Below are 12,298 nucleotides of genomic sequence, written 5' to 3'. Positions count from 1 at the left end.
CTCAGTCCGGGATCGGCAGGCAGAGGCTCTCCTTCACCTCTTCCATCACGATGTAGCTCTTCGATTCGCGCACGTGCGGCAGTTTCAGCAGGATGTCCCCGAGCAGCTTGCGGTACGAGGCCATTTCCGAAATACGCGCTTTCACCAGGTAGTCGAAGTCGCCCGACACCAGGTGGCATTCCAGCACGTGGGGCAGCTTCAAGACCGCTCGGCGGAACTCCTCGAAGGTGTCGCCCGACTTGTAGTCCAGGCTGATTTCCACGAACACCAGCAGGCTGCCCTTGAGGTGCTGCGGGTTCAGGCGTGCGTTGTAGCCCATGATGATGCCCTCGCGCTCCAGGCGGCGAACCCGCTCGGTGCAAGGGGTGGTGGACAGCCCAACTTTCTCGCCCAGTTCGGTGAAGGAAATACGCCCGTCATTCTGCAGGATACGCAGGATGTTGCGGTCGATCTTGTCCAGTTCACGCTTGGTCTGGTGCTGGGTTCTCATAGGGGATGCCCCTCCGTGAAAGGCGTTTTTGCCGAGAATTCTCGCCAATAATAGGCTTTTATATAGTGAATTGCACTGGTCTCAAATTCCTATACTGCGCTCATTCATGCCATTTCAATAAAAGTGTGCGGCGCGCCGCGTGTGAGGGATAAAACGATGCGAGTTCTGGTACTTGGTAGCGGTGTAATCGGAACCGCCAGTGCCTACTACCTGGCCCGGCAAGGTTTCGAAGTCACGGTGGTCGACCGCCAGCCGGCGGTGGCCATGGAAACCAGCTTTGCCAACGCCGGCCAGATCTCGCCTGGTTATGCCTCGCCCTGGGCTGCCCCAGGTGTGCCGCTGAAGGCCATCAAGTGGCTGCTGGAGCGGCACGCACCCCTGGCCATCAAGCTCACGGGCGACGTTGACCAGTACCTGTGGATGGCACAGATGCTGCGCAACTGTACCGCCAGCCGTTACGCGGTGAACAAGGAACGCATGGTGCGCCTGTCCGAGTACAGCCGTGACTGCCTCGACGAACTGCGCGCTGAAACCGGCATCAACTACGAAAACCGCAGCCTGGGCACCACCCAGCTGTTCCGCACCCAGGCCCAGGTCGATGCTGCGGCCAAGGACATTGCCGTGCTTGAACAGTCCGGCGTGCCCTACGAGCTGCTCGACCGCGACGGCATTGCCCGCGTCGAACCTGCCCTGGCTGGCGTGAAAGACATCCTGGCCGGCGCCCTGCGCCTGCCGAACGACCAGACTGGCGACTGCCAGCTGTTCACCAGCAAGCTTGCCGACATGGCGTTGAAGCTGGGCGTGGAGTTCCGCTTCGGCCAGGACATCCAGCGCCTGGACGTTGCGGGTGACCGCATCAATGGCGTGTGGATCGACGGCAAGCTGGAGACGGCAGACCGCTACGTGCTGGCACTGGGCAGCTACTCGCCACAGATGCTCAAGCCGCTGGGCATCAAGGCCCCGGTATACCCGCTGAAAGGTTATTCGCTGACCGTGCCGATCACCAACAGCGACATGGCCCCGACTTCGACCATTCTCGACGAGACCTACAAGGTTGCCATCACCCGTTTCGACAACCGCATCCGCGTTGGGGGCATGGCTGAGATCGCTGGTTTTGACCTGTCGCTGAACCCGCGTCGGCGCGAAACGCTGGAGATGATCGTCAACGACCTTTATCCTCGCGGCGGTGACCTGAGCCAGGCCAGCTTCTGGACCGGCTTGCGCCCGGCGACCCCGGACGGCACGCCTATCGTGGGTGCCACGGCGTTCCGCAACCTGTTCCTGAACACCGGTCACGGTACCTTGGGCTGGACCATGGCGTGCGGTTCCGGTCGCTTGCTGGCCGACCTGATTGCGCGCAAGAAGCCGCAGATCAGTGCCGAAGGCCTGGATATCTCTCGTTATGGCAATAGCGGGGAAGTGGCCAAGCACAGGCAAAGCGCGCCGGCTCACCAGCAGTAATAGCCTGTGCCGGCCCATTCGCGGGCTTGCCCGCTCCCACAGGAGCACCACAGCTTTTCAACGCTGTGCGCTATCTGTGGGAGGGGCAGGCCCGCGAAGAATCCACCACCGATTTCAACCCGAACACCATAAGGCAGCCGCCATGCGTCCCGCCCGCGCCCTGATCGACCTCCAGGCCCTGCGCCACAACTACCGTCTGGCCCGTGAACTGACGGGTGCCAAAGCCCTCGCCGTGATCAAGGCCGACGCCTATGGCCACGGCGCCGTGCGCTGCGCCCTGGCCCTGGAGGCCGAAGCCGACGGCTTTGCCGTGGCCTGCATCGAAGAGGCGCTGGAACTGCGCGCTGCCGGTATCAAAGCCCCGGTGCTGCTGCTGGAAGGTTTTTTCGAAGCCAGCGAACTGGTGCTGATCGCCGAGCACGACCTGTGGTGCGTGGTGCACTCGCTGTGGCAACTGGAAGCCATCGAGAAAACACCGCTGCACAAGCCGCTCACCGCCTGGCTGAAGCTGGACAGTGGCATGCACCGCGTTGGCCTGCACCCCAAGGACTACCACGACGCCTACCAGCGACTGCTGGCCAGTGGCAAGGTTTCGCGCATCGTGTTGATGAGCCACTTCGCTCGCGCCGATGAACTGGACGCTGACGCCACCTCCCAGCAGATCGCCGTGTTCGAAGCTGCCCGACAGGGCCTGGCCGCCGAATGCAGCCTGCGTAACTCGCCCGGCGTGCTGGGTTGGCCGCAAGCGCCCAGCGACTGGGTGCGCCCAGGCCTGATGCTGTACGGTGCCACGCCGTTCGGAGTGGCGCAGGCCGAGGCCGCACGCCTGCAACCGGTGATGACCCTGCAATCGCGGGTGATCAGCGTGCGCGAACTGCCTGCCGGCGAGCCGGTGGGCTATGGTGCCAAGTTCGTCAGCCCTCGGCCGACCCGCGTGGGTGTGGTTGCCATGGGCTATGCCGATGGCTACCCGCGCCAGGCGCCCAACGGCACTCCGGTGCTGGTCGCCGGCAAGCGCACCCAACTGATCGGCCGGGTGTCGATGGACATGCTCAGCATCGACCTCACCGACGTACCAGAAGCCGCTGTCGGCAGCCCGGTAGAACTATGGGGCAAACAGGTGCTGGCCAGTGAGGTGGCCGCGCATGCGGGCACTATTCCCTACCAGATCTTCTGCAACCTGAAGCGAGTACCACGGGACTACATCGGCGAATGACACGCTGAAGCGGACAGGTTGGGGGCGGTGTGTTGTAAATACTGAACGGCATTGCCATGATATCGTTCACAACCACCCCTTTCCCACTGTTTCAGGAGGCTCCAGCTTTGGACGTCGGCGAACGACTGCAAGCCATCCGCAAGCTCAAGGGCCTGTCCCAGCGCGAACTCGCCAAGCGTGCAGGCGTGACCAACAGCACCATCTCGATGATCGAGAAGAACAGCGTAAGCCCCTCTATCAGCTCGCTGCGCAAAGTGCTGAGCGGCATTCCCATGTCCATGGTCGAATTCTTTTCGGTCGAGCTGGAGCCCGAAAGCCCCACTCAGATCGTCTACAAGGCCCACGAGCTGATTGATATCTCGGACGGTGCGGTAACCATGAAGCTGGTTGGCAAGTCGCACCCCAACCGTGCCATCGCTTTTCTGACCGAGGTGTACCCGCCAGGCGCCGACACCGGTGCCGAAATGCTGACCCACGACGGCGAGGAGACCGGTATCCTGCTTGAAGGCCGCCTGGAACTGGTGGTCGGCAACGAGATTTTCGTTCTCGAAGAGGGCGACAGCTACTACTTCGAAAGCACCCGCCCGCACCGCTTTCGCAACCCATTCGACCAGCCGGCGCGGTTGATCAGTGCGGCGACGCCTTCAAACTTTTGATCCAGCGCAGTGCATTGATTCGGCAATACCCCTTTCCTGTGTGGGGTCGTTTCACGGCTTCTGGGTTCCCGCTATACTTTTCAACGCTCGCCGATCCGTGGCCGCGAGCGTGATTAGCCACCATGAGGGTGTTCGCGTGAATCAAATCAAGAAGATGCTGGCCGTACCAGCAGCCGTATTCGCCCTCTGGGCAATGAGCGCAACCGCTGCGACCGATGACGACATCGCCAAACGCCTGGAGCCGGTTGGCCAGGTCTGCGTCCAGGGTCAGGAATGCAAAGGCATGGAAGTGGCCGCTGCAGCAGGTGGCGGGGGAGCCAAGACGCCGGATGAAATCATCGCCAAGCACTGCAATGCCTGCCATGGCAGCGGCTTGCTCGGCGCGCCTAAAATTGGTGACACCGCCGCGTGGAAAGAACGCGCCGACCATCAGGGCGGCCTGGACGGCATCCTGGCCAAGGCCATTACCGGCATCAACGCCATGCCGCCGAAGGGGACCTGTGCAGACTGCTCGGATGAAGACCTGAAAGAAGCGATCAAGAAAATGTCCGGGCTGTGATTTACAGCTGAATTGCATGAGGCCCGCCGTTGATGGCGGGCTTTGTTTTTGTGGTGCCTGTGCTGGCCCTTTCGCGGGCACACTCGCTCCCACAAGCCCCCCTCAGAACCTGAGGATTATGGTTAACCTTTGGGAGCGGGCGTGCCCGCGAAAGGTCCAGTACAGGCAACCAACCCGCTAGAGCCATGTCCATGGATGTCTCCAGAAGCCCCGATCGGGCTGAGCCTGATTCCATGAGAACTAGCATTTTTACCAGTTCTATTTTTCAGGGTTCTGAAGAACACTGACGCTTCTGATTGCAGTGGTGGCTAACAATGGATCTGGGCGATAACTGTCCCGAGCAACATGCAGCCGGTCGAACACAGCCGCAAAAGCTGATCCCCGGCAGCGCCCCTCGGCATCTGGCCTATTCGCCTTATGGCTATCTCTCGATTTTCCAGGCCGTGCTCGGCTTTAATGGTGGCCGACAGGACCCTGTTACCGGCTGTTATCTACTGGGTAACGGTCGTCGAGCATTTAACCCATCATTGATGCGCTTTATTAGCCCGGACAGCATGAGCCCGTTCGCAGCGGGTGGTCTGAACTCTTATGTCTACTGCCTAGGAGACCCGGTTAACCGGGAAGACCCGAGCGGTTATTTCTCTTTAATCAAACCTATCTCGCGATTGTTCAGGTATTTTTTTCCAAAGAAAAAGCCTACGACGTCTGGTAAGTTGCACCGGGCGATTGTTGTTGAAACCGAAGTAATTACCAAGACCTACAGTGATATACCTTCCGATACCAAGATCAAGGTGGTCAAATCGCCGAAAAGTGTGCCGAATGGCTATGTATTGAGGATGGTGCATGGTACTCAGGAAGAGCATGTTCAATCATTGTTGAGCGGGCTCGATCCTGGCTATAAAAAGAATGGATCCTACGGCGCGTACGTTTATGGCACAACGAATATTGATGCGGCCAGCAACTACACAGGCCAGGACGGATCTATAGTAGGGTTTTACGTGCATGAGTCTGAGTCCTGGGTTCGCGGTAAGGACTATTGGTATGTTCATAAAAATGCGATAGCGATCGATAAGAGCGCGTATCACAAGGTTCATGTGAACGAAGAAGTGGTATTTCCATTTTTAATTAGTAAGACGCTTAAAGTAAGATGGGGTTGACCGGAGTATGCCCTAGGCAACCAACCCGCTTGAGCTCATGTCCAACCCCTGAACCCACGGATGTTTCAGGAGGCCCCATGCACCTCTGCTCCATCGACCAGGCTGTCGAGCAGGTCTTGTCCCGGCTGCCAGCCCATATCCATATGGGCCTGCCTTTGGGCCTGGGGAAACCCAACGCCTTCGTCAACGCACTTTACGCCCGCGTACGCGAGCTGCCCGAACGGCGCCTGACCATCTACACCGCACTTTCCCTCGGCCGCCCGCCACTGGGCGATGGCCTGCAGCGGCGCTTTCTCGAACCCTTCGTCGAGCGAGTGTTCGCTGACTACGAAGAGCTCAGTTACCTCGCAGACCTGCGCAACGACACGTTGCCACCCAATATTCGGGTCGAACAGTTCTTCATGCAGCCCGGTAGCCTGCTGCACAGCGAATCGGCCCAGCAGGACTACGTCAGCAGCAACTACAGCCATGCCGCACGGGATATCAACGCCAAAGGCCTGAACCTGATCGCCCAGTTGGTGGCCGCCACCCCCGAAAAGCCCGTGCACTTGAGCCTGGCCTGCAACCCAGACATCACCCTCGACCTGCTGCCGATGATCGCCAAGCGCCGCGCGGCTGGCGAAACCATCCTTATGCTGGGGCAGGTGCATGCCGAGCTGCCCTACATGCCAGGCGATGCCGAGCTGCCCATCGATTCCTTCGACCTGCTGCTCGACGAAGCCGAGCAACGCCGGTTGTTTTCCACGCCAAATATGCCGGTCGGCATCCAGGACCACTGCATCGGTCTGCACGCCAGCAGCCTGGTACGCGATGGCGGTACGCTGCAGATCGGCATTGGTGCCATGGGCGATGCGGTTGCCGCGGCATTGCTGGCGCGTCAGGGCGACAACGCCGGTTACCGTGCGGTGCTCAAGGCGCTGGATGTCGGACCGTGGCAGGCATTGATCGAGCGAGAAGGGGGTCTGGGCACCTTTGCCCACGGCTTGTACGGCTGCAGCGAGATGTTCGTCAACGGCCTGCTGGTGCTGGCTGAAGCAGGGCTGCTACGACGCCCGGCGGACGAGCAGGGCACAATACTGCATGGCGGCTTTTTCCTCGGCCCGCAGGCGTTCTACCAGCGCTTGCGCGAGATGCCGCTGGAGCAGCGCGCGCAGTTTGCCATGACCCGTATCAGCTTCATCAACGAGCTCTATGGGCAGGAGGAAATCAAGCGCCGACAACGTCGTGATGCGCGCTTCATCAACACCGCGTTCGGCATGACCCTGCTCGGCGCCGGGGTGGCCGACCAGCTTGAAGACGGCCGCGTGCTCAGTGGCGTGGGCGGGCAGTACAACTTCGTTGCACAGGGCCATGCGCTGGAGGGCGGGCGTTCGATCCTGCTATTGCGCAGCTGGCGCGAGGCAGGCGGGGAGGTGACCTCAAACCTGTTCTGGACCTATGGCCACTGCACCATCCCCCGGCACCTGCGCGATATCGTGGTGACCGAGTACGGCATTGCGGACTTGCGTGGGCAGACTGACAGCGAGGTGATAGCGCGGTTGTTGGCGGTGAGCGATTCGCGGTTCCAGCCGGGCCTGATCAAGCAGGCCAAAGAAGCTGGCAAGCTTGCCGACGACTTTCAGCTGGAGGCGCGCTTTACCGACAATACCCCGCAACGCCTGGAGGCGATCAGGGCACAGCATGCGCGGCTGTTCCCGGAGTATCCGATGGGCACCGACTTTACGGCCGAGGAGCGGGATCTGTTGCGGGCGCTGAACTGGTTGAAGAGCAAGTTCAAGCTGAGCGAGGTGCTGGAGCTGGGCAAGGCAGCGTTGGATGCACCGGGCCCGGAGGGGTATGAAAGCCACCTGGAGCGGATGCAGTTGGGGCAGCCGCAGGGGCTTAAAGAAGAACTTTACCAGCGCTTGTTGTTGGCGGGGCTGGCGGCAACCAGATAAAAGGGTTGCGGCCATTCGCGGGCACGCCCGCTCCCACAGGTACGGCACAGCGTTCGAGACCTGTGCTGTCCCTGTGGGAGCGGGCGTGCCCGCGAAGCAGGTGTCGCGTTTATTCGATGAAGCTGACTACACCACCTTCCAGCGACTTCACCCGGGCCAGCGATTCAACGCGGTAGCCCTGGCTGTCCAGTTCGGCACGGCCGCCCTGGAACGACTTCTCGATCACGATGCCCAGGCCCGCCACGGTGGCACCTGCCTGCTTGATGATCGAGATCAGCGCCTGCGAGGCCTTGCCGTTGGCCAGGAAGTCGTCGATCACCAGCACACGGTCGCTGCTGTTGAGGTGACGCGGCGAGATGGCCACGGTGTTCTCGGTCTGCTTGGTGAAGGAATACACCGAGGCGGTCAGCAGGTTTTCGGTCAGGGTCAGCGACTGGTGCTTGCGAGCGAAGATGACCGGCACACCCAGTTTCAGACCGGTCATCACCGCCGGGGCAATGCCTGAGGCTTCGATGGTGACGATCTTGGTCACACCGGCGTCGGCGAACAGGCGAGCGAACTCGTCACCGATCAGCTGCATCAGCGCCGGATCGATCTGGTGGTTGAGAAACGCGTCGACTTTGAGAACCTGATCGGAAAGCACGATGCCTTCTTCGCGAATCTTCTGATGCAGTGCTTCCACTGTGATTTCCTCGATGTAGATAGTGGTCTGTATGGCCGATCTGTGAGCTCAAATCGGCCATACAAACCACCGTGGCCGCTAACAGCGGCAAAGTTAAAGAGTAATGGTTGATCAGCGTTTGAGCATTGCCCGGATATCGGCCAGGGCGTTGTTGCCGCGTGCGGCCTTCACCTCGACCGGCGCATCGTCCAGGCCCTCCCAGGCCAGGTCGTCCGGAGGCAGTTCGTCGAGGAACCGGCTGGGCGTGCAGTCGATGATTTCACCGTACTGCTTGCGCTTGGCGGCGAAGGTGAAGGCCAGGGTCTGGCGCGCGCGGGTGATGCCCACGTAGGCCAGGCGGCGTTCCTCTTCGATGGTGTCGGCCTCGATGCTGGAGCGGTGCGGGAGGATTTCCTCTTCCATGCCCATGATGAACACGTACGGGAACTCCAGGCCCTTGGAGGCATGCAGGGTCATCATCTGCACACCTTCGGCGTTCTCTTCTTCTTCCTGCTGGCGCTCGAGCATGTCGCGCAGCACCAGCTTGCCGATGGCGTCTTCGATGGTCATGTCACCCTCTTCGTCCTTCTCGAGGGTGTTTTTCAGCGCTTCCACCAGGAACCAGACGTTGCTGATGCGGAACTCTGCGGCCTTGTCGCTGGCGGTCTGCTGGCGGATCCAGTTCTCGTAGTCGATGTCGCGGATCATCTCGTGCAGCGCGGCAATCGGGTCTTCCAGGGCGACCTTGTGGCGCACCCCATCCAGCCAATGCTTGAAGCGCTGCAAACGCTCGGTGTAGCGCGCGTCCAGGTGCTCGCCCAGGCCCAGTTCCTCGCTGGCGGCGTACATCGATATACCGCGCTCGGTGGCGTAGTTGCCGAGCTTTTCCAGGGTGGTGGAGCCGATTTCCCGGCGCGGTACGTTGATCACACGCAGGTAGGCGTTGTCGTCGTCCGGGTTCACCAGCAAGCGCAGGTAGGCCATCAGGTCCTTGACCTCCTGGCGGCCGAAGAAACTGTTGCCACCCGACAGGCGATACGGCACCTGGTGGTGCTGCAGCTTCAGTTCGATCAGCTTGGCCTGGTAGTTGCCGCGGTAGAGGATGGCGAAGTCGCTGTACGGGCGGTTGGTGCGCAGGTGCAAGGTGAGGATTTCCATGGCCACGCGTTCGGCCTCGGCTTCCTCGTTCTTGCAACGGATCACGCGGATCTCGTCGCCCACGCCCATTTCGCTCCATAGCTGTTTCTCGAACGCATGCGGGTTGTTGGCGATCAACACGTTGGCACAGCGCAGGATGCGGCTGGTGGAGCGGTAGTTCTGCTCGAGCATGACGATCTTCAGGGAGGGGTAGTCCTCCTTGAGCAGCATCAGGTTCTCAGGGCGTGCACCACGCCAGGCGTAGATCGACTGGTCGTCGTCGCCTACCACGGTGAACTGGTTGCGCATGCCGATCAGCATCTTCACCAGCAGGTACTGGCTGGCGTTGGTGTCCTGATATTCGTCTACCAGCAGGTAGCGCACACGGTTTTGCCAGCGTTCCAGCACCTCGGGGTGCTCCTGGAACAGTTTGACTGGCAGCAGGATCAGGTCATCGAAGTCCACTGCGTTGAACGCCTTGAGCGTACGCTGATAGTGGGTGTAGACGATGGCTGCGGTCTGCTCGCGTGGGTTGCGCGCTTTTTCCAGGGCCTCTGGTGGCAGGATAAGGTCGTTTTTCCAGGCACCGATCATGTTCTTGATCTCGTCGATGCCGTCGTCGCCGGAGTATTCCTTCTGCATGATGTCCGACAGCAACGCTTTGATGTCGGACTCGTCGAAGATCGAGAACCCCGGCTTGTAACCCAGGCGCTCGTGTTCCTTGCGGATGATGTTCAGGCCCAGGTTGTGGAACGTACACACGGTCAGGCCACGGCCTTCTCCCGGGCGCAGCAAGGTGGCAACCCGCTCCTTCATCTCGCGCGCGGCCTTGTTGGTAAAGGTCATCGCCACGATGTACTGGGCGCGGATGCCGCAGTTCTGGATGAGGTGGGCAATCTTGCGCGTGATCACGCTGGTCTTGCCCGAACCTGCACCGGCGAGCACCAAAAGAGGGCCGCCGACATAGTCACGGGCTTCCTGCTGCCGGGGATTGAGTCGGGACATGCTAGAAACCGGGGGTCGCCAGAAAATAGCCGCGCATTCTAACAGGCATGGGGCCGTTGTGGCGCGACCGTCTGACGTCTGAGTCAGACTTTTGTCCGTCTCATTATTAGTGCTACTAATGCTAGTAGCTGAAAAAATCATATTTGCCGGTTTGTGCCGTTTCGCGCAGGATGCACGACAAAATACGTCGGGATGCTACGCCCGAGAAACATGTATAAAATTGAAAATCATTTTCATTGAATGCAGTGGCATATCCGCCAGTCTCGTTGCACCGTGAAGCCCTAAGGAGCCCGCTTGTCCACGCCTGTCGAACCTTTGCGTTTGCTGCTGTTGGCCGATGAGCCGGAATGGGCCGCCTTGTTGCACGCCTGCATGCCTGCACTGGGTGGCAGCGCCGTGCTACTGACTGCGCCAAACTGGGAGGCGGTCGACAGCCTGTTCAGTCATGATCGCCAGGCCGTCGTACTGGCAACGCCAGGCTTGCAGCCCGCCGCCGGGCGTTGCGAGCTGCCGACCATCCTGCTGCTTGACCACGAGCCTGAGGCGGCGCCCAGCGCTGTCAGCGACTGGCTGGTACGCGACCAGCTCAACGCCGATACCCTGCGCCGCTCACTGCGCCATGTGCGAGAGCGCGGTGTGCTGGTCGCCACCTTGCAGCGCCTGGCCGAGCAGGACCCGCTGACCGGCATCGCCAACCGCCAGGGCTTCCAGGCTTTGCTCAATGCGCGCCTGGCCGAAAACGACGGCCGTGGTGTTGCGCTTGGCCACCTGGACCTGGACAACTTCCGCCACGTCAACGATGCCCTCGGCCACCAGTGCGGTGACCGGTTGATCCTGCAGGTCGTGGCACGGCTGAAGCATCAGTTGGAAGCGGGCGACCAGTTGGCACGACTGGGCAGCGACGAGTTTGCCCTGCTGATCGACACCCGCCGCGATGCCAACCGCGCCGAATGGATGGCCGACCGCATCGTCGAGGCCTTGGCCGAACCTTATTGGATCGACGGCGAAAGCCTGTTGTTGGGCTGCAGCCTGGGCCTGGCCCATGCTCGCGCACAGAGCGGCGCCGATCCGCTGATGTGGCACGCGCACATCGCCATGCGTCAGGCCAAGGGCAGCCAAGGCTGCACCTTCCATGTGTTCAACGAACGCATCAACCGCAACGCCCGCAGCCTTGCCGACCTGGAAAGCGAATTGCGCCGCGCCCTGCGCCGCGACGAGCTGGAGCTGCACTATCAGCCCCGCCTTAACCTGGCCGACGGGCGCATTGTCGGGCTGGAGGCGCTGGTGCGCTGGCGCCATGCCGAGCGCGGGCTGCTGCCGCCCAGCGAGTTCGTGCCACTGGCCGAGCAGAGCGGCCTGATCGTGCCCTTGGGCTATTGGGTTATTTCCCGTGCCTTGAGTGACATGCAGGCACTGTGCGAGCGCGGCCTGGAACCGCTGCACATGGCGGTCAATTTGAGTTTCCGCCAGTTCCAGGACAGCCAGCTACTGGCCACCTTGAGTCGCCTGATCCTCGAGCACGGTGTGGATGCCCGCTGGCTTGAGTTCGAGCTGACCGAGACGGCGGTGATGCGCCGCAACGAGGTGGTGCGCCAGACCATGGACGCGCTGGGTCGCCTGGGCGTGCGCTTCTCGCTCGATGATTTTGGCACCGGGTTTTCTTCGTTCGTGCACCTCAACAGCCTGCCGATCACCTTGCTCAAGGTGGATCGCAGCTTTGTTGCGGAAATGGAAATGCGTGAAGAAAACCGCAAGCTGGTGCACGCCATGATCAACCTGGCGCACAACCTCAACCTCGAGGTGGTGGCCGAGGGGGTGGAGAGTGAAGAGCAGCTGGCGTTGTTGCGTGGGTTTGGCTGCGACCAGGTGCAGGGTTTCCTGGTCAGCAAGCCGCTGCCGATAGAGGAATTGATGGCGTATTTGCTGCAGGCGCCTGGCCGCCAGTTGGAGGCTGTCCTTTAGGGCCTCTTCGCGGGCACGCCCGCTCCCACAGGGACCGCGCAATTTTGAGCCTGCGCA

At 61.1% G+C, this 12,298-nt stretch carries 10 protein-coding genes; 7 read left to right on the top strand and 3 right to left on the bottom strand.

The window, feature by feature from the left end:
- Nucleotide 1 precedes the first annotated feature (1 nt).
- Nucleotides 2-490, bottom strand: a complete 489-nt coding sequence (locus ACF8GF_RS13940) for an Lrp/AsnC ligand binding domain-containing protein (protein WP_003253520.1) — start codon at nucleotides 488-490, stop codon at nucleotides 2-4.
- Between the two features lie 156 nt (nucleotides 491-646).
- On the opposite strand from ACF8GF_RS13940, the gene dadA reads away from it, so the two are divergent.
- The 6 genes from dadA to ACF8GF_RS13910 all read left to right on the top strand — a co-directional run bounded on the left by dadA (nucleotide 647) and on the right by ACF8GF_RS13910 (nucleotide 7,476).
- The gene (dadA, locus tag ACF8GF_RS13935; protein ID WP_392461498.1) at nucleotides 647-1,951 is read left to right on the top strand and encodes a D-amino acid dehydrogenase; all 1,305 of its coding nucleotides are present in this window, start codon (nucleotides 647-649) and stop codon (nucleotides 1,949-1,951) included.
- 142 nt (nucleotides 1,952-2,093) lie between these two features.
- The gene (gene alr, locus ACF8GF_RS13930; protein WP_392487785.1) at nucleotides 2,094-3,167 is read left to right on the top strand and encodes an alanine racemase; all 1,074 of its coding nucleotides are present in this window, start codon (nucleotides 2,094-2,096) and stop codon (nucleotides 3,165-3,167) included.
- 107 nt (nucleotides 3,168-3,274) lie between these two features.
- Complete coding sequence (locus tag ACF8GF_RS13925) at nucleotides 3,275-3,823, top strand: cupin domain-containing protein (RefSeq protein WP_021785230.1); 549 nt, start codon at nucleotides 3,275-3,277, stop codon at nucleotides 3,821-3,823.
- 154 nt (nucleotides 3,824-3,977) lie between these two features.
- Entirely contained in the window at nucleotides 3,978-4,382 is a 405-nt protein-coding gene (locus ACF8GF_RS13920; protein WP_176683050.1) for a cytochrome c5 family protein, read from the top strand.
- A gap of 314 nt (nucleotides 4,383-4,696) precedes the next feature.
- A complete protein-coding gene (locus ACF8GF_RS13915; protein ID WP_392461500.1) occupies nucleotides 4,697-5,539 on the top strand; it encodes an RHS repeat-associated core domain-containing protein in 843 nt (280 codons plus the stop codon).
- Between the two features lie 77 nt (nucleotides 5,540-5,616).
- Complete coding sequence (locus ACF8GF_RS13910; protein WP_392487784.1) at nucleotides 5,617-7,476, top strand: acetyl-CoA hydrolase/transferase C-terminal domain-containing protein; 1,860 nt, start codon at nucleotides 5,617-5,619, stop codon at nucleotides 7,474-7,476.
- 109 nt (nucleotides 7,477-7,585) lie between these two features.
- Here the strand turns inward: ACF8GF_RS13910 and ACF8GF_RS13905 are convergent, their stop codons facing one another.
- Nucleotides 7,586-8,158 carry a xanthine phosphoribosyltransferase gene (locus tag ACF8GF_RS13905; RefSeq protein WP_003253535.1) on the bottom strand — a complete coding sequence of 191 codons (573 nt, stop codon included), beginning with the start codon at nucleotides 8,156-8,158 and terminating at the stop codon, nucleotides 7,586-7,588.
- A 111-nt stretch (nucleotides 8,159-8,269) separates the two neighbouring features.
- The gene (rep, locus tag ACF8GF_RS13900) at nucleotides 8,270-10,279 is read right to left on the bottom strand and encodes a DNA helicase Rep (protein ID WP_021785228.1); all 2,010 of its coding nucleotides are present in this window, start codon (nucleotides 10,277-10,279) and stop codon (nucleotides 8,270-8,272) included.
- Between the two features lie 294 nt (nucleotides 10,280-10,573).
- Between rep and ACF8GF_RS13895 the strand changes: the two genes are divergently transcribed.
- The gene (locus ACF8GF_RS13895; protein ID WP_176682863.1) at nucleotides 10,574-12,241 is read left to right on the top strand and encodes a bifunctional diguanylate cyclase/phosphodiesterase; all 1,668 of its coding nucleotides are present in this window, start codon (nucleotides 10,574-10,576) and stop codon (nucleotides 12,239-12,241) included.
- Nucleotides 12,242-12,298 lie beyond the last annotated feature (57 nt).

This window comes from Pseudomonas sp. yb_5 (assembly GCF_043103865.1).
Lineage (GTDB): Bacteria > Pseudomonadota > Gammaproteobacteria > Pseudomonadales > Pseudomonadaceae > Aquipseudomonas > Aquipseudomonas putida_Y.
Note: the sequence above shows the minus strand (reverse complement) of the source record. Positions and strands in the feature narration are given on the sequence as shown.